This window comes from Azotobacter chroococcum (assembly GCF_002220155.1).
Taxonomy (GTDB): Bacteria; Pseudomonadota; Gammaproteobacteria; order Pseudomonadales; family Pseudomonadaceae; genus Azotobacter; species Azotobacter chroococcum.
Map to the genome: position 1 here is coordinate 1,599,615 of NZ_CP011835.1, position 17,638 is coordinate 1,617,252.

Below are 17,638 nucleotides of genomic sequence, written 5' to 3' on the forward strand. Positions count from 1 at the left end.
CACGGATAGGGCATGCTAGCTTAATGGGCAATTTTCGGTACGCGTGGAAAACACTGCAGAACATGCAGTCGCCACGTTTGTGGAAGGGTGGGACGCCCTTTTTTGTACGGGATAGGAAGTCCTTTTTGTCAAATCAGTTCAGGGGTTGTGGATTTCATGGAAATCGGTCTGCGTGAGTGGCTGATCCTCATTGGCATCGTCGTCATCGGCGGCATCCTGTTCGATGGATGGCGGCGCATGCGTGGCAGCAAGGGCAAGCTCAAGTTCAAGCTCGAGCGCAATGTTGCCGATGCGCCCCAAGCGGTCAGCGAAAGCAGCGAACTGCTGGGGCCCGCGCGGTCGGTCGATTTTCCTCAAGGAGCGTCCTTCGATCCGGACGAGGAAAACCTGCCCTCGCTGAGTGCCCGCGGGCTGAACCGGCATCGCCTCGACGAGGCACTGGAGACGGACGACATCGGGCTGGAACTCGACGAGCCGGTCCGTCCGGCGGCCGAGCCCACGCCCAGGCCACGCAGGCCGGAGCCGAAGAGCGAGCCGCGCAGGGCCGAGCAGCCCGAGCGCAGCGAGCCACGGGAGCAGCTGCCGGTCGAGGAGTACCTGGTCATTATCGTGGTGTCGCGGGACGAGGCGGGTTTCAAGGGGCCGGCGCTGCTGCAGAGCATCCTCGAAAGCGGCCTGCGCTTCGGCGACAAGGACATCTTCCATCGCCACGAAAGCCTGGCCGGCAATGGCGAGGTGCTGTTCTCCATGGCCAACGCCCTCAAGCCCGGCACCTTCGATCTCGACGACATCGACCACTTCAGCACCCGGGCGGTCAGCTTCTTCCTCCTCCTGCCCGGCCCGCGCCATCCGAAACAGGCCTTCGACCTCATGGTGGCGGCCGCCCGCAAGCTGGCCCAGGAGCTGAACGGCGAGCTGCGGGACGACCAGCGCAGCGTGATGACCGCCCAGACCATCGAGCATTACCGCCAGCGCATCGTCGAGTTCGAGCGCCGGCAGCTGACCCACAAGCGCTGAGCCCGGATCTTTCGTCAGCCCTGGGAGGATCGGCTGCCAGGCGCAGCGATCTCCCGGCGGCCTTGAAGCCGTCTCCGGCAATCTCCAGCGCACCCCTTCGAGCAGCCACGGCTGCTCTTTTCGTTTTCCGGAAACCATCGCCATGACCGACGCCCAGACCGCCGCCGAACGCATCGCCCGGCTGCGCAGCGAGATCGACGAACACAACTACCGCTATTACGTGCTCGATGCGCCGAGCGTGCCGGATGCCGAGTACGACCGCCTGTTCAACGAACTCAGGGCCCTGGAGGCCGAGCATCCCGAGCTGGTCACTCCCGAGTCGCCGACCCAGCGCGTCGGCGGCGAGGCCCTGGCGGCCTTCGGCCAGGTGCGCCATGAGCTGCCCATGCTCAGCCTGGGCAACGCCTTCGCGGAAGCGGATCTGCTCGACTTCGACCGCAGCGTGCGCAAAAGCCTGGACCGGGGCATCGAGATGGTCGAGTACAGCTGCGAGCCCAAGCTGGACGGCCTGGCGGTCAGCCTGCTCTACGAGAACGGCCAGCTGGTGCGCGGCGCCACCCGTGGCGACGGCAGCACCGGCGAGGACATCACCGCCAACGTGCGCACCGTGCGCAACGTCCCGCTCCGTCTGCACGGCAAGGGCTGGCCGGCGCTGCTCGAGGTGCGCGGCGAGATCTACATGCCCCGCGCCGGCTTCGAGGCGCTCAACGCCCGCGCCGTCGAGAGCGGCGCCAAGCCCTTTGCCAACCCGCGCAACGCCGCCGCCGGCAGCCTGCGCCAGCTCGATCCGAAGATCACCGCCAGCCGGCCGCTGGAGTTCTGCTGCTATGGGGTCGGCCGGGTCGAGGGGAGTGGATTGCCGGAAACCCATGCCGGCGTTCTCGAGGCCCTGAAGCGCTGGGGTTTGCCGACCAGCCGCGAGCTGAAGCTGGCAGAGAGCATCCAGGGTTGCCTGGAGTATTACCGTGCCATTGGCGAGCGCCGCCAGAGCCTGGACTATGACATCGACGGCGTGGTGTTCAAGGTCAACCGCTTGGACTGGCAGCGCGAGCTGGGCTTCCGTGCCCGGACCCCGCACTGGGCCATCGCCTACAAGTTCCCGGCTCAGGAGGAAATCACCGAACTGCTTGGCGTCGAGTTCCAGGTCGGCCGCACCGGCGCCATCACTCCGGTGGCGCGCCTGAGGCCGGTGCAGGTGGGCGGCGTCACGGTATCCAACGCCACCCTGCACAACATGGACGAGGTGGCGCGTCTCGGTGTGAGTATCAGCGACTCGGTGATCCTCCGCCGCGCCGGTGACGTGATTCCGCAGGTCGTGCAGGTGGTGTTCGAGCGCCGCCCGGCCGACGCCCGTCCCATTGAGGTGCCGCAGCGGTGCCCGGTGTGCGGCTCGGCGGTGGAGCGCACCCAGTTGGTCCGGCGCGGCAAGGGCAAGGCCGCGCTCAGCGAGGGGGCGATCTACCGCTGCGTCGGCCGTCTGGCCTGCCAGGCCCAGCTCAAGCAGGCGATCGTCCACTTCGTCTCGCGGCGCGCCATGGACATCGACGGCCTCGGCGAGCGGATCGTCGAGCAGCTGGTGGACACCGGCCTGGTGAAGTCGCCGGCCGACCTCTACACCCTGACTTTCGAGCAGTTGGTGGTGCTGGACGGTTTCGCCGAGGTTTCCAGCAACAACCTGCTGGCCGCCATCGCCGCCAGCCGCAAGCCGGCCCTGGCGCGCTTCGTCTATGCGCTGGGCATTCCCGATGTCGGTGAGGAGACCGCCAAGCGGCTGGCCCGCGCCCTCGGGTCGCTCTCGCGTATCGAGAAGGCTCTGCCGGAGGTGCTCACCTGGCTGCCGGACGTCGGCCTGGAGGTCGCCCACGAGATCCACAGCTTCTTCGAGGACGAGCACAACCGCACGGTGATCGGGCAGCTGCTGGCGCGTGGCATCGAGCTGCAGGAGGAGGGCGGGCTGCACGCGGAGTTCGCCGCCTGCGCCAGCCTGGGCGAACTGCTCGACAAGCTGGGCATCCCGGGCATCGCCGCCACCGGGGCGAAGAAGCTCGCCGAGGCGGCCGGCAGCCTGGAGGCGGTGATCGAACTCAGCCAGGACTGGCTGAGCCTGAGCGTGACCAAGGGGCTGAGCGAGAAGGCCCGGCAGGCGCTGCGCGAGTTCTTCGCCGTTCCCGCCAATGCCGGGCGCGCCCGTGCCATCGAGGCACAGCTGCGCGAGTTCGGCATGCACTGGGAGAGCGAGCGCCGCTGCGCCGAGGGCTTGCCGCTGACCGGACAGACCTGGGTGCTGACCGGCACCCTGGAGTCGATGAGTCGCGAGCAGGGCAAGGCGAAGCTGGAAAGCCTCGGTGCCAAGGTGGCCGGCTCGGTCTCGGCGAAGACCGCCTGCGTGGTCGCCGGTCCCGGCGCCGGCTCGAAGCTGGCCAAGGCCGGCGAACTGGGGGTCAAGGTGCTTGACGAGGAGGCCTTCCTGGTCCTGTTGCGGCAGCTGGAGGGATGAGCGCTTTCTCGTGAAGACGTAGGGCGGGTACAACCCGCCGACTTCGGTGCGGTCCCGCGCCATGTTCGGCGGGTTTCACCCGTATATGGACTCTCCCCGGTTTGCCAGTGAAACGCTGTGTCGACGACCGTGGTACGACTGCTTCCGTATATCCGGCTTTCGATGGGGCTCTGTTTGCCCCGAGCCATGATGAATATCCGCTCATGTGCGCCTGATCGCCCTAGCGGCCTTGGTAACCAGAGGGCCTGGGGTGCAAGCAGGTTTCACACATGCCGGTTCGCCCGGTTCGTCATCGCTGCGTCACTGTGCAATCGTGCTGGATCTACCGCTCAACGTCTCCCCGGCTGTACAACCCGGGGCTCAGCCTGGCCGATAACCCTCGCCCCGGCTGAGGATCGCCCAGACGATCCGGGCATTCTTGTTCGCCAGGGCAACCGTGGCGATGTTCGGGTTGCGCCGGCAGACCCGTTGCCGAAGCCACTGACTGCGCCGGTCGGCCTTGTCCTGGCAGTGCCTGAGCACTGCCCGGGCGCCGTGAATCAGCAGGGTCCGCAAGTAGCTATCGCCCCGCGTGTTGATCGCCCCCAGGCGCTCCTTGCCACCGCTGGAGTGCTGGCGGGGAACCAGCCCCAGCCAGGCAGCGAACTGCCGGGCGCTGCTGAACTGGCGAGCATCGCCCACGGCCGACACCAGGGCGGTGGCCGTGATCGGACCGTGCAGCAGGCGCCCCACGCGTTCGTCCTCGCGAGCCTGGCGCTGGATCATGTCGTCGAGACGGGACAACCGCGCATCGTGCTCGTCCAGCTCGCCGCTCAACTCCGCCAGCAGCTCGCGCATCTGCCCGGGCAAGCCGTTCTGCGCATCCAGAGCCGTCTGCGTCAGTCGGCGGGTGGCTGCAACGCCGTGCCGGGCTTCGACCAGGCCAAACTCGCCCAGCAGCCCGCGAATCTCGTTGACCAGCGCCGTCCGTGCTCGGATCAGGCGGCTCCTGATCCGGTGCAGCGCCTGGCTGGCCTGCTGCCCGGCGCTCTTCACCTCGACATAGCGCATGCTCGGTCGACTGGCCACCTCACAGATCGCCTCGGCGTCATTGGCGTCGTTCTTGCCGCTCTTGACGTAGGGTTTGACGAACTGCGGCGCGATCAGACGCACTTCGTGCCCGAGGGTCCGCAGTTCTCGCGCCCAGTAATGGGCACTGCCACAGGCCTCCATCGCCACCGTGCAGGGCTCGCGTCGACGAAAGAAGTCCAGCATTTGCGAGCGCTTGAGCTGCTTGCGGCAGACCGCCTGCTCGTGGCTGTCGACGCCATGAAGCTGGAATACCTGCTTTGCCCAATCGACGCCTATCCGCTTGAGTTTCATGGGGACTCCCTCCTCGGGTGACTGCTGTTTCCAGCAACTTCAGCCTGGCGCGTTGACGCCGTAGGAGGGGGGAGTCCATTTCATTGCCCTACGCAGCTGAATGGGGTGGAAAGCCGCGCAGCGTTTTCCACCATGGGCACGCCAATGGCGGGCGCGGCCTCAGCCGGCCACCATCACGCGGATCGCCTCCAGGCGCAGGGCGGCCTTGTCGAGCATGGCCAGGCCGTCCTCGCGCTGCTGGCGCAAGGCTTCCAGTTCGCTGTCGCGCACGCTCGGGTTGACCGCCTGGAGCGCGCTCAGGCGGGCCAGTTCCTCGTCGAGGCTGGCCTTGAGGCGCTGCCGGGCCTCGGCGACGCGTTCGGCATGGCGCGGCGCGATCTTGGCCTCGGCGGCGTTGATCTGCCTGGCCAGCACGTCGCGCTGGGCCTGCACGAACTTGTTGGCGCTGCCGCGCGGCACGCTTTCCAGCTGGTCGTTGAGGGTGTCGAAGGCGACCTTCGGCGCCAGGTCGTTGCCGTTGGGGTCGAGCAGGCAGCGCAGTGCCAGCGGCGGCAGGAAGCGGCCGAGCTGCAGGGCGCGCGGCGCCACCACCTCGCTGACGTAGAGCAGTTCGAGCAGCACAGTGCCGGGCTTGAGCGCCTTGTTCTTGATCAGCGCCACCGCGGTGTTGCCCATCGAGCCGGCCAGCACCAGGTCCATGCCGCCCTGCACCATGGGATGTTCCCAGGTGAGGAACTGCATGTCCTCGCGGGCCAGCGCCTGGTTGCGGTCGTAGGTGACGGTCGCCGCCTCGTCGCTGCCCAGCGGGAAGCTGGCATCGAGCATCTTCTCGCTGGGACGCAGGATCAGCGCGTTCTCCGAATGGTCCTCGCTGTCGATGCCGAAGGCGTTGAACAGCTCTTCCATGTAGATCGGCAGGGCGTACTGGTCGTCCTGTTCCTCGATGGCCTCGACCAGCGCATCGCCCTCGCCGCCGCCGCGGGAGTTGAGTTCCAGCAGGCGGTCGCGGCCGGCATGCAGCTCGCTTTCCAGACGTTCGCGTTCGGCGCAAGCCGCATCCAGCAGGTCCTGCCACTCGCCGTCGTCGCCGCCTTCCAGCAGCGGCAGCAGGCGCGGGCCGAACTGGTGGTGCAGGGCGTTGCCGGTGGGGCAGGTGGCGAGGAAGGCATTCAGCGCCTGGTGGTACCACTGGAACAGCCGCTCCTGGGCGCTGTTCTCCAGATAGGGCACGTGCAGCTGGATGCTGTGCTTCTGGCCGATGCGATCAAGGCGGCCGATGCGCTGTTCGAGCAGGTCCGGGTGGGCCGGCAGGTCGAACATCACCAGATGGTGGGCGAACTGGAAGTTGCGCCCCTCGCTGCCGATTTCCGAGCAGATCAGCACCTGGGCGCCGAACTCCTCGTCGGCGAAGTAGGCCGCCGCGCGGTCGCGCTCGAGGATGCTCATGCCCTCGTGGAACACCGTGGCCGGGATGCCGGAGCGCACCCGCAGGGCGTCCTCCAGGTCCAGCGCGGTCTCGGCGTGGGCGCAGATCACCAGCACCTTGACCTTCTTGAACATCTTCAGGGTGTCGATCAGCCACTCGACCCGCGGGTCGAGGCGCCACCAGCGGTTCTCTTCGCCGCCATCTTCCTGCTGGGCCTGGAAGCTGACCTCCGGATACAGGTCGGCATGTTCGCCGACCGGCAGCTCCAGATACTCGTCCGGGCTCGGCAGCGGGTAGGGATGCAGCTGGCGCTCGGGGAAGCCCTGCACCGCGGCGCGGGTGTTGCGGAACAGCACGCGGCCGGTGCCGTGGCGGTCGAGCAGCTCGCGGGTCAGGCGCGCGCTGGCCTGGATGTCGCCGTCGCTGACCGCGGCGAGCAGCGCCTCGCCCTCGGCGCCGAGGAAGCCGTGGATGACCGCGTGGGCCCGCTCGGAGAGGCGGCCCTGGTCGAGCAGCTCCTGCACCGCCTCGGCCACCGGACGGTAGTTGGCGCTCTCGGCACGGAAGGCCTCGAGGTCGTGGAAGCGGTCGGGGTCGAGCAAGCGCAGGCGGGCGAAATGGCTCTCCTGGCCGAGCTGCTCGGGGGTGGCGGTGAGCAGCAGCACGCCGGGGATCATCTGGGCGAGCTGTTCGACCAGCGCGTATTCGGCGCTCGGCTGCTCCGGGTGCCAGACCAGGTGGTGCGCCTCGTCCACCACCAGAAGGTCCCAGCCGGCGGCGAAGGCGGCGTCTTGGGCGTGCTCGGCGGCGGTCAGCCATTCCAGGGAGGCCAGCGCCAGCTGGGTGTCCTCGAAGGGGTTGCTGGCGTCGCTCTCGGCGAAGCGCTCGGCGTCGTACAGCGCCACCTCCAGGTTGAAGCGCCGGCGCATCTCCACCAGCCACTGGTGCTGGAGGTTCTCCGGGACCAGGATCAGCACCCGGCTGGCGCGGCCGGAGAGCAGCTGGCGATGGATCGTCAGGCCGGCCTCGATGGTCTTGCCCAGGCCTACCTCGTCGGCCAGCAGCACGCGTGGGGCGATGCGGTCGGCGACTTCGCGGGCGATGTGCAACTGGTGGGCGATCGGCTGGGTGCGGGCGCCGGACAGGCCCCAGAGCGGGGATTGCAGCAGGCGGTTGCGGTGCTCCAGGGTGTGGTAGCGCAGGCCGAACCAGGACAGCGGATCGATCTGCCCGGCGAACAGGCGGTCGCTGGCCAGACGGAACTGGATGAAGTTGGACAGCTGGGTTTCCGGCAGGCTGCGGCCCTGATTCTGTTCATCGAGGCCGTGGTAGATGAGCAGGCCGTCGTGGTCCTCGACCTCGCGGACGGTCATCTTCCAGCCGTCGAAGTGGGTGATCTCGTCACCCGGGGCGAAGCGCACGCGGGTCAGGGGCGCATTGCGCTGGGCGTACTGGCGGGTTTCGCCGGTGGCCGGATAGAGCACTGTGAGCAGCCGGCCATCCGCGGTGAGAATGGTTCCGAGCCCGAGTTCCGCCTCGCTGTCGCTGATCCAGCGCTGCCCCGGTTGATATTGCTGCACCATGCCTGTCTCCGCTGTAAAAAGGCCGGTATGGTAACGGAATGCCCTGGGTAGATCGACGTCAACAGCCCCCTGGAGAAAGCGTAGTCCTCGCTGCTCGGCTTGCCTGTGCCGGTCGGTGTAGCATGGGCCTTCCCCGTTTGCCGCTCTCCGTGCCATGCCGCTGTTCGACGCCGTTCCCCTCGACCTGCCCGATGCCGGGCTGCATTACCTGCCCGATTGGCTGGACGGCGCCACCGCCGACCGCTGGCTGGCTTTCCTGCTGGCGGAGACGCCCTGGGAGCAGCCGCAGGTGCGGTTGTACGGGCGCCTTTATCCGGTGCCGCGCCAGGTCGCCTGGTATGGCGATGCCGCCTATCGTTACTCCGGGCTGACCCACCGGCCGCTGCCCTGGACACCGCTCCTGGCGGAGATCCGCGCGGCGGTCGAGGCGCTCGTCGGCCAGCCGCTGAACGGCGTGCTGCTCAACCATTACCGCGACGGTCGGGACTCCATGGGCTGGCACAGCGACGACGAGGCCGAGCTGGGGCGCGATCCGCTGATCGTCTCGCTCAGCCTGGGCGGTACGCGGCGCTTCGACCTGCGCCGGATCGGCCAGAGCCGCATCGCCCATTCGCTGCTGCTCGAGCACGGCTCCCTGCTGGTCATGGCCGGCGCGACACAGCATCATTGGCAGCATCGGGTGGCGAAGACGCGCAGGCCCTGCGCGCCACGCCTGAATCTGACCTTCCGCCAGGTGCATCCGCAGCCATGAGTTCCGACGACAAACTGATCGATTTCAGCAGCGAGCGCAGCAAGCGCATCCACGACCTGCACGAGAAACGCCTGAACGACATGCGCCAGGCCTTCGCCGAGGCCCTGCCGCTGCCGCAGGGGAAAAAGAAGAAGCCGGCCGGCAAGCCGAAGAAGAAACGCTGAGCTGCGCCGTGATCCTGCGTGTCGGGGCTTCATTCCCGGGCGAGGGGCCCGGCGGAGTGCCGGGCCTGCCGGGTGGGGCTTACGGCCTGGCGATGCCCAGCGTGTCCGGCGAGGTCGCCACCGCCTTGGCCTTGTACATCGACCAGGCCGTCACCGACTGCCAGCGCTGCAGGTACTGGCTGGCCTCGTCGCCGGAGAGATTCAGCGACTTGGCGCCGTAGTTCTTGAGGAAGGTCTGGAACTCGGGGCTGGCCACTGCCCTGGCATAGGCGGCGGTCAGCTTCTGCTTGATGTCCTCGGGGGTGTCCTTGTGCACCCAGACGCCCCAGAACGGCCCCCACGGCAGGTATTCGGCGATCGCCGGCAGCGCCTTGCTGATCGGCTCGACGCCCGGCAGCTCCGATATTTCCTCGGCGCTCACCACCGCCAGGGCCTTGAGCTTGCCGGTGCGGATCAGCTCCTTGGCGGCGGCCAGGCTCAGCGGCATGAAGTCGATGTGCTTGCCCATCAGCGCGGTGATGCCGGGGCCGTCGCCGCCGAAGGTCACTTCGCGCACCTTGAGTTCGCCGACCGCGTTGATCATCGCGTGTACCGTGCTCGGCAGGGCGCCGGCGCCGGCGCCGCCCATGCGCAGGGTGCCGGGGTTGGCCCTGGCCGCGGCCAGCAGGTCGGCCATGCTGTTGTACGGACTGTCGGCATGGGTGGCGATGACCGCCACGTTCTGGCCGATCAGGTTGATCGGATGGAGAGCGCCGTAGTCGAACTGGGCCAGGCCGAGCACCGGATACAGCTGGGGGTTCTCCGCGCCGAGCAGCAGGGTGTAGCCGTTGGGCTGCTGGCCGAGGACGTAGGTGGTGCCGATCACCGCGGTACCGCCCGGGCGGTTGCTGAGGATCAGCTTGCCGCCCAGCTCCTTCTCCACGTAGGGCGACAGGCTGCGCATCACGTTGTCGGTAGCGCCGCCGGCGCCCCAGGGAATCACCGCCTGGATGGGGCGTTCGGGATAGCCGGCATGGGCGGCCAGGCTGAAGCCGGCGGCGCTGGCGGCGAGGGTCAGTCCGACGAACAGTTTCTTGAGCATGAGGTACTCCGCTTGTTGTTGTTTTGCGATCAGTTGGTCAGGGTGTGGCGCTTTTTCAGCCAGCCCAGCGCGGGAGTCTTGCCGAGCAGGATCAGGGTGATGCCGAGGGTCAGGATCAGCGACACCGGGTTGCTGACCAGTTCGCCGAGCAGCTCGAGCGGGTTGTCGCCGACCGAGGCCATGGCCTGGCGCCAGGCGTTGTCCATCATCGGGCCGAGGATCACGCCGAGGATCACCGGGCCCATCTGGAAGCCGAAGGCCTTGAGGAAGTAGCCGAGCAGGCCGAAGCCGAGCATCCAGTACACCTCGGTCATGCTGCTGTTGATCGAGTAGGTGCCGACCACGCAGAGCACCAGGATCAGCGGGATCAGCATGGCCTTGGGCAGCTCGACCAGCTTGGCGAACAGCTTGATGCCCATCAGGCCGAAGACCAGCAGGAAGAGGTTGGCCAGCGCCAGGTTGCCCACGGTGAACCAGAAGATGTGCGGGCTTTCCACCATCAGCATCGGGCCGGGGTTGAGGCCGTGGATCACCAGTGCGCCGATGATCACCGCGGTCACCGCATCGCCCGGGATGCCGAGGGTCAGCATCGGCACGTAGGCGCCGCCGACCGCCGCGCTGTTGGCGGTTTCCGGCGCCACCAGGCCCTCGTAGGCGCCCTGGCCGAACGGCCGGCTGGGGTTCTTCACCGTGCGCTTGGCGTGGTCGTAGGCCATCAGCGCGGCGATGTCACCGCCGACGCCGGGCAGGGCGCCGACCAGCACGCCGATCACCGCAGTGCGCAGCGACAGTGGCAGGAACTTCAGCACCATCGCCAGCGACGGCAAGATCTTGCTGACCTGCTGGCGCACCGGCGCCACGTCGAGGTTGTGCAACTGGTAGAAGGCTTCGGCGACGCCGAACAGGCCGATCATCACCACCACGTAGTGGATGCCGCCCATCAGCTCGACCTGGTCGAGCGTGAAGCGGCCCTGGGCGGTCACCGGGTCCATGCCGACCATGCCGATCACCGTGCCCAGCGCGGCGGCGAACACGCCCTTGGCCAGCGAGCCTTCCGACAGGCTGCCGACCAGCAGCAGGCCGAGGGCGGCGATCAGGAAGTAGTCGCGCGGCGCGAACTGCAGCGCCAGGTCGCCGATCACCGGCGCGGCGCAGGCCAGCACCAGGGTGCCGGCCAGGCCGCCGATCACCGACATCACCGTGCTCAGGCCGATGGCGCGGCCGGCTTCGCCGACCTTGGCCAGCGGGTAGCCGTCGAAGGCGGTGGCCACCGAGGAGGGTGCGCCGGGAATGTTCAGCAGAATGGCGCTGCGCGAGCCGCCGTACACGCCGCCGATGAAGATGCCGACGATCAGCGCCAGGGCGCTGTTGAGCTCCCAGGAGAAGGTGAAGGACACCAGGATGGACACCGCCATGGTCACCGACAGGCCGGGGATGGCGCCGATGTAGATGCCGGCGAAGGTGCCCAGCGCGGTCAGCAGCAGCAGGTTCGGATCGCTCCAGGCCATCAGCAGGTAGGAGAGGGTTTCGCTCATGGTGATCTCCTCAGGGCAGGTAGACGCTGAAGGCGAGGCTGAACAGCAGGTAGATCAGGCCCACCGACAGGGCGCTGGTGAGCAGCGCGATCAGTGGCCGTCCGCCGCGCAGGTAGAGGACCGACAGCAGCAGGAAGACGAAGGTGCTGACGTAGAAGCTGGCCCACTGGATGCTGGCCAGATAGGCCACCGCCAGCGCGGTGAAGACTAGTGCAGTTTCAACCAACATCCTGTTCAAGTGGCGGGAGCTGTTCACAACCGTAATAGGTGCAGACTCGCTCCATCACCTCGGCGATCGTCAATGGGCGTTCGGGCTCATGGATCGCCCGCTTGCCATGCACCCAGCAGGGCTCGATCCGGTTCAGCCAGGGGCTCTTGCTCGGCAGGCGGCAGGTTACGATCCGTACGCCACCCTCGGCCCTGGCCCGGCGGTTGTGCGCCCCGATCCAGGCTCGCACCCGGTGGCTGACATGCCAGCTGGCGTTGTCCCAGATCATCAGCAGCGCCTTCTTCCCTTCGCTCGCCAGGCGCTCGCAGACCCACTCCAGGAAGTCCTCGGTCACCTGGCTGACCGGGCGGCCCTTGACGAAGCGCAGCAGCATCTGCCCCGTGTCGGCGCGCAGCAGGCCATAGCAGCTCAGCGCCTTGGGTTCGGCATCCTGCGGATCCACCGACAACTGCTGCAGGCGCAAAGCCGGACCCGCGCTCCAGGCCTTCAGGAACGGGCGCGCGAAACGACTCCACCAGACCTCGTCCTGAAAACCCAGCACCCAGTCCGGGTGCGTTGTGGCCAGTTCGATCAGCCAGTCGCGTCGCTTTTTTTGCGCGCATAGTGCGGATCCGGACTGGTGATCCAGGTCTTGGCCCGCTTCCAGCCCACGCCCAGGCGTATCAGCGTCTGGCGGATCGACTCATAGCTCAGTTGCCGTTCGGTCAGCCCCTGCTCGAAGGCCACTTCGGCGGCCAGGCTCAAGGTCCACAAGCGGGTGGGCTTGCCGAAATCGCGGGGGCTGCGATGCAGCAAGGCGCGCAAGCGCTCGGCCTGCGTGCCCGCAAGCAAGGGACGGACACGTTTGGGCCGATGCGACTTCTCCGTCAGGCAAGACAACCCCTCGGCGGCAAAGGCCCGCAGGGTGTTGCGTACGGTTTGCGTGGCGCAGCCGAACAGGGCGGCGATTTCCGTGGCGGTCTTGCCGTCGGCGCTGGCCAGCAGGATCTGGCAGCGCCGCAGCGTGAAGGCTTCCCGGGCACGCAGGCCAACCTGCAGGGCCTGCCGTTCCTCGGTAGTCAAAGGGCGAACGAATAGAGGTGCTTTCATGGGGCATAGCATCGCCTGATGCCATAATTTCCACAACTACACCTATGAAACTGCACTAGGATGCGCCGGGGGAAATGCTGCCGGCAGAACTGCCGAGTGGCGTCGAGCCAGTCGCAGGCGTCGGCCGATTGCTTGCGCAGGGCTCCGACGAGGATGCAGCCGGCCGACAGCAGCAGGATGGCGCTGATGCCCAGGGGAAAGGCCCCCGGCGAGCTGATGCCGCTGAAGCCGGCGATCCGGTAGGCCAGCATGGCCACGCCGCCGGCCAGGGCCAGCAGCAGCCAGGCGAAGCTGAGTTCGCCGACCAGCAGTTTCTCGGGATGTTTTTGCATGACGTGTCACTCTGCCGGGGGGTCGCGGACGAACGCCCGGGTGGCGAGTCGATGGGCGATGGGTGACGGTCCGCAGGTCAGGCGGTCGGATGTCGCCTGGGGTCCGCAGCAGCGGTTGTGGCGGAGTGGACGGGTAGGCGGAGCAGGGCGTGGCGCATGGGTGGTTTTCCTTTCTTTTTATATTTGTGATGGGAGGCCCTGCTGCCGGGGCAGGTCGCGTCTGGCGCAGATACTGGTGGCAAGTCCGATGGCAATCAATCTGCGCTGCTCGATAATCGAACAAAAACTAACTGGTTCGAACATAGTGGCAATAGCACCGGTGCCGCACCGGGAGATCGGTGCGTGGAGCAAGAGCATTTTCATGAAATACCGGATCACTGCTGCAGCTGTAGGTCGGGTTAGCCCGCAGGGCGTAACCCGACGCGACAGGCAATGCCGGGCAGGCTGTCGGGTTACGCTACGCTAACCCGACCTACGGAGCGGCCATCCACGCATGTCGTTATCCTGATCGCCCCCCAAAGGCGAATCTGAATAGGGTGAAACTGCTCAAGACGCGGTTTCCGTCGGCCAGCCGGCTCTTTTAGAATCCCGGCATTTTCCGCCTGGATGCTGAACATGGCTGGCAGTCAAATCGAACGCGCGTTGAGTCTTCTGGAAAGCCTGACCGCCGATCCCGGCGGTATCTCCCTGCAGAGCCTGGCCGACCAGTTGCACATCCCCAAGAGCGCCACCCACCGCATGCTCGCCGACCTGATCCGCCTGGGTTACGTGCGCCAGGACCCGCAGACCAGCCGCTACCAGCTGTCCACCAAGCTGGTGGCGCTGGGCTTCCGCTACCTGGCCAACAGCGGCGCGGACGTGGTCCAGCCGATCCTCGACCGCCTGGCCGAGGAAACCGGCGAACTGGTGCGTCTGGGGGTGATCGACGGCGAGCGCCTGACCTGGATCGCCAAGTCCCAGGGCGCCCGCGGCGGGCTTCGCTACGACCCGGACATGGGCCGCGACGCGCCGCTGTCCTCCACCGCCTCGGGGCATGCCTGGCTGGCCAGCATGAGCGATGCGGAGGCCCTGGCCCGGGTCGCCCGGCAGACGCCGGTCGATCCGGCCGAGCTGGGCCCCAGCGCGCCGCGCAGCGAGGCCGCGCTGCTCGAACGTCTGCGCCTGGCGCGCGAGCACGGCTACGCCTGGGTGGTGGAGAGTTCCTCTGTCGGCACCGCGGCCATGGCGACGATCGTTCGTCACCCGCGCAATCACCACGCCATCGGCGTGCTCAGCCTCGCCGGTCCCAGCGCGCGCCTCGGCGAGGCGCGCATGCACCAACTGGCGCCGCGCCTGCTCCAGGCCAGCGCGGAACTGTCCGAAGCCAGCCAGGCCTCCGAGCTGTTCTCCTGATCCGTCCCTGCTGAGTCCCGTCTGCCCCGGCCCGGCTTCGCTGTCGAGCCGGGCCGGCCTGTTTCTCCGTCGCCAACCGTGGCTGTGCGCTGAGCGCACGGCTTCGTGCAGCGCGTCTTGCGAAAAATTGGAACTTGATTCTAGATTGTCTGCATCATGGATTTCGGCCTCTGGTTCCCGTTCCAGGTAGCCGCTCTTCGCCCATAACAACAAGAGGACTTCAGCCTTGACCGAGCCACTTCGCATTGCCCTGATCGGCGCCGGTGTCATGGGACGCCAGCATTGTCAGCATCTCCAGGACCTGGCCGAGGCCCGGCTCTGCGCCGTGGCCGACCCGGGCCCGCAGGCCGCGGCCTTCGCCGCCGAATGCGCGGTGCCGCATTTTGCCGACCACCGGCAGATGCTCGCCGAGGCCCGCCCGCAGGCGGCCATCGTCGCCAACCCCAACACCCTGCATGTGAGCACCGCGCTGGACTGCATCGCCGCCGGTGTGCCGGTGCTGCTGGAGAAGCCGGTCGGCGTGCAGCTGGGCGAGGTGCGCGAACTGGTCGCCGCCTCCGCCCATGCCGGCGTGCCGGTGCTGGTCGGTCATCACCGCCGGCACAATCCCCTGATCGCCCGCGCCCGCGAGCTGGTCCGCAGCGGCAGCCTCGGTCGGCTGACCACGGTCACCGCGCTCTGGCAGCTGCAGAAGCCGGACAGCTATTTCGACATCCCCTGGCGCCGCGAGCCGGGTGCCGGGATGCTGCTGACCAACCTGATCCACGACCTCGACCTGCTGCGCCACCTGTGCGGCGAGGTCAGCGAGGTGCAGGCGATCACCAGCAACGGCGTGCGCGGCTTCGCCAACGAGGATAGCGCGGTGGTGCTGCTGCGTTTCGCCAACGGCGCCCTCGGCACCCTGACCGGCTCCGATGCGGTCGCCGCGCCCTGGAGCTGGGAGCTGGACTCCGGCGAGAACCCGGTCTATCCGCGCCAGGCCGACCAGCCCTGCTACCTGCTGGCCGGCACCCGCGGCGCGCTGAGCATTCCGCAGCTCAGGCGCTGGCACTACGCCGAGCCCGGCGCCGGCTGGCACCAGCCGCTGCTGCAGAGCCTGGAGAGTTTCCAGCCGGGCGAGGCCTTGCGCCTGCAGCTGCAGCACTTCGTCAAGGTCGCCCGCGGCGAGGTGGCGCCGCTGGTCGATGCCGTCGATGCCGGCAACACCCTGGCGCTGATCGAAGCCATCCGCGAGGCCGCCGAAACCGGTCGCGCCTGCTCGCCCCACGTCATTTCCGCACCCTGAAGAGATCCGCCATGAGCGAACGCATTCTTTCCCTGGCCGCCCTGACCGTGCTCGAACTGTCCCCGCCCGAGATGGTGGAGGTGGCCGCCCGCGCCGGCTACAGCCATGTCGGCCTGCGCTTGGTGCCGGCCACCGCCGAGGAGCAGCATTTCCCGCTAGTCGCCGATGCCGGGCTGCGCCGGCAGACCCTGGCCCGCCTGCGCGATACCGGTATCCGGGTGCTCGACGTGGAGATCCTGCGCCTGAGGCCGGAGACCCGGGTCGCCGACTTCGAGCCGATTCTCGCTGCCGGCGCCAAACTGGGCGCCAGCGAGCTGCTGGTGGCCGGCAACGATCCCGACGAGACGCGGCAGACCGACAACTTCGCCGCCCTGTGCGATCTCGCCGCCGGCTTCGGCCTCAACCCGCACCTGGAGTTCATGCCCTGGACCGACGCCCGCGACCTGAGACAGGCCATGCGCATCGTCGACAACGCCGGGCGCGCCAACGGCTGCGTGCTGGTCGACGCCTTCCATTTCGACCGCTCCGCCTCGCGCCTGGAAGAGCTGGCCCGGCTCGATCCGGCGCGCATCCGTTACGCCCAGCTGTGCGACGTGGCCGGGCCGCGCCCGGACGACATGGACGAGATCCTGCGCCAGGCGCGCAACGAGCGGCGCTTTCCCGGCGACGGCGACTGCGACCTGCTCGGTCTGCTGCGGACCCTGCCGGCAGATTTGCCGCTTAGCCTGGAAATCCCCACCCGCCAGTTGCTGGAGCAGGGCGTCGGCGCCCTCGAACGCGCCCGGACCGCCATCGACAAGACCCGCACCCTGCTGGCGCTGCTCTGAAAAGGTGCCCCTGTCGCAAGGGCAGGGGCATGGCCTTTCCATAATGGGTGGCATGGCATTGCGCTATATATTCACCATGTTTTCGGTGAGCCATTTCATTGTGCAATCAGTTCGCCCTGCAGTTCGCAGGTTAAAAGCAACGGCCAATCACGGCCGAAATTATCCACGGACTGCACCGCTGCCATGGCGGATGAACTTTTTATTGCTGCAAGCCCATCCCCATATTTCCTTGCGAGTTTTGCGTATTTTTTCGAGGCCCCCTGCAAGCGCCGAAACCCGCGCCATCCGCGACCGCCCGCCGCACCTCGATTGATCCATGTCAGTCCTTCGGCACGCCCTCACGAAGTCGTCGGCCAATATTGACCACGGTCAATTTTTCCGGCCGCTCGTCCAGTTACCTTGAATCCATCGAAGAGACAACCAGCGAAGAAGGAGCCAACCATGTTTATCGACGAAGTGGTACTGGCTGGAGTTGGGGTAGTGGGATTGATGTTCGTTTTCGCTGGTGGAATCGGTTATTTCATCTGGAAGGACTCCCAGAACCAGAAGTAGGAAAAAGTCCTTCGGATCCAGAGCACGCAAGGCACTTTCGGGCGACGTTGTCGCCCTTTTTTTTTGCCTGTTTTTTGGTTCTTCCCCATTACATCGCTTGCGGATGAGTTCTGCTCCAGGGCGTGTCTGACACTCAGGGCAATCGCATGAAGCGAAATGTCGGTATGCATACGCCCCTGTAGGAGCGGATTCATCCGCGACCGCCCCGCATGCGGGGCGTAGACGTTCAACGATTTTCCGCACCTATGGCGCGGGTCGCGAATGAATTCGCTCCTACACGTTCATGCGATTTGCCCTGGTCTGACACTGCAGGTCTGACACTCTCGCTTTCCGATTGGAATACCCGATCCCGGAAGTGCCATGCCGCGCGTCTGCGGCCTGTTGACCCATGGCGACCCCGCTTGTCCTCCCGATGTGACTCCCCTCCTTGTACTAGCTCAAGCCGGCCCTGCGCTGGCCTGGTGTAGGAGCCAGCTTGCTGGCGATGCTCTGTTGCGGCTGCTCCGCCGCCAGCAA

Annotated in this window: 16 protein-coding genes; 8 read left to right on the forward strand and 8 right to left on the reverse strand. The window is 67.1% G+C overall.

Translation table 11 applies throughout. From position 1 onward, the window contains the following. Nucleotides 1-156 precede the first annotated feature (156 nt). Entirely contained in the window at nt 157-1,017 is an 861-nt protein-coding gene (gene zipA / locus ACG10_RS07425; protein WP_089167732.1) for a cell division protein ZipA, read from the forward strand. A 142-nt stretch (nt 1,018-1,159) separates the two neighbouring features. After that, on the forward strand, nt 1,160-3,514 hold the full coding sequence (gene ligA, locus ACG10_RS07430) for an NAD-dependent DNA ligase LigA (protein WP_089167733.1): 2,355 nt from the start codon (nt 1,160-1,162) through the stop codon (nt 3,512-3,514). 360 nt (nt 3,515-3,874) lie between these two features. Here ligA and ACG10_RS07435 read toward each other — a convergent pair whose 3' ends face one another. After that, nucleotides 3,875-4,876: an IS110 family RNA-guided transposase gene (locus tag ACG10_RS07435; RefSeq protein WP_089167734.1), complete on the reverse strand. Its 1,002-nt coding sequence runs from the start codon at nt 4,874-4,876 to the stop codon at nt 3,875-3,877. A gap of 159 nt (nt 4,877-5,035) precedes the next feature. After that, nucleotides 5,036-7,885 (reverse strand): RNA polymerase-associated protein RapA, encoded by a 2,850-nt coding sequence (gene rapA, locus ACG10_RS07440; protein ID WP_089167735.1) that lies wholly within the window; start codon nt 7,883-7,885, stop codon nt 5,036-5,038. A 154-nt stretch (nt 7,886-8,039) separates the two neighbouring features. Here rapA and ACG10_RS07445 point away from each other — a divergent pair, with 154 nt between their 5' ends. Together ACG10_RS07445 and ACG10_RS24085 are read left to right on the forward strand one after the other, a co-directional pair. Continuing rightward, complete coding sequence (locus ACG10_RS07445) at nt 8,040-8,636, forward strand: alpha-ketoglutarate-dependent dioxygenase AlkB family protein (protein WP_089167736.1); 597 nt, start codon at nt 8,040-8,042, stop codon at nt 8,634-8,636. Then, nucleotides 8,633-8,800, forward strand: a complete 168-nt coding sequence (locus ACG10_RS24085) for a hypothetical protein (protein ID WP_089167737.1) — start codon at nt 8,633-8,635, stop codon at nt 8,798-8,800. The genes ACG10_RS07445 and ACG10_RS24085 overlap by 4 nt, the downstream gene beginning before the upstream one ends. A 79-nt stretch (nt 8,801-8,879) precedes the next feature. On the opposite strand, the gene ACG10_RS07455 is transcribed toward ACG10_RS24085, so the two are convergent. Genes ACG10_RS07455 through ACG10_RS07480 form a run of 6 tightly spaced genes read right to left on the reverse strand, consistent with a single transcriptional unit; the run spans nt 8,880 to nt 13,066 of the window. Further along, nucleotides 8,880-9,881, reverse strand: coding sequence for a tripartite tricarboxylate transporter substrate binding protein (locus ACG10_RS07455; protein ID WP_089167738.1), 1,002 nt, complete (start codon nt 9,879-9,881; stop codon nt 8,880-8,882). A gap of 29 nt (nt 9,882-9,910) precedes the next feature. Further along, the gene (locus ACG10_RS07460; RefSeq protein WP_089167739.1) at nt 9,911-11,416 is read right to left on the reverse strand and encodes a tripartite tricarboxylate transporter permease; all 1,506 of its coding nucleotides are present in this window, start codon (nt 11,414-11,416) and stop codon (nt 9,911-9,913) included. A 10-nt stretch (nt 11,417-11,426) separates the two neighbouring features. Further along, nucleotides 11,427-11,645, reverse strand: a complete 219-nt coding sequence (locus ACG10_RS07465; protein WP_089167740.1) for a tripartite tricarboxylate transporter TctB family protein — start codon at nt 11,643-11,645, stop codon at nt 11,427-11,429. Continuing rightward, nucleotides 11,635-12,186: a transposase gene (locus tag ACG10_RS07470; RefSeq protein ID WP_089166666.1), complete on the reverse strand. Its 552-nt coding sequence runs from the start codon at nt 12,184-12,186 to the stop codon at nt 11,635-11,637. The genes ACG10_RS07465 and ACG10_RS07470 overlap by 11 nt, the downstream gene beginning before the upstream one ends. 29 nt (nt 12,187-12,215) lie before the next feature. Then, nucleotides 12,216-12,734: a helix-turn-helix domain-containing protein gene (locus tag ACG10_RS07475; protein ID WP_089167741.1), complete on the reverse strand. Its 519-nt coding sequence runs from the start codon at nt 12,732-12,734 to the stop codon at nt 12,216-12,218. After that, a complete protein-coding gene (locus tag ACG10_RS07480) occupies nt 12,731-13,066 on the reverse strand; it encodes a tripartite tricarboxylate transporter TctB family protein (RefSeq protein ID WP_089167742.1) in 336 nt (111 codons plus the stop codon). Before ACG10_RS07480 ends, ACG10_RS07475 begins: the two co-directional genes overlap by 4 nt. 615 nt (nt 13,067-13,681) lie before the next feature. On the opposite strand from ACG10_RS07480, the gene ACG10_RS07485 reads away from it, so the two are divergent. The 4 genes from ACG10_RS07485 to ccoM all read left to right on the forward strand — a co-directional run bounded on the left by ACG10_RS07485 (nt 13,682) and on the right by ccoM (nt 17,122). Next, the gene (locus ACG10_RS07485) at nt 13,682-14,458 is read left to right on the forward strand and encodes an IclR family transcriptional regulator (RefSeq protein WP_089167743.1); all 777 of its coding nucleotides are present in this window, start codon (nt 13,682-13,684) and stop codon (nt 14,456-14,458) included. Between the two features lie 226 nt (nt 14,459-14,684). Beyond that, entirely contained in the window at nt 14,685-15,743 is a 1,059-nt protein-coding gene (locus tag ACG10_RS07490) for a Gfo/Idh/MocA family protein (RefSeq protein WP_089167744.1), read from the forward strand. Nucleotides 15,744-15,754: 11 nt separating this feature from the next. Continuing rightward, on the forward strand, nt 15,755-16,570 hold the full coding sequence (locus ACG10_RS07495; protein ID WP_089167745.1) for a sugar phosphate isomerase/epimerase family protein: 816 nt from the start codon (nt 15,755-15,757) through the stop codon (nt 16,568-16,570). Between the two features lie 441 nt (nt 16,571-17,011). Then, nucleotides 17,012-17,122: a cytochrome c oxidase subunit CcoM gene (gene ccoM / locus ACG10_RS07500; protein WP_089167746.1), complete on the forward strand. Its 111-nt coding sequence runs from the start codon at nt 17,012-17,014 to the stop codon at nt 17,120-17,122. Nucleotides 17,123-17,638 lie beyond the last annotated feature (516 nt).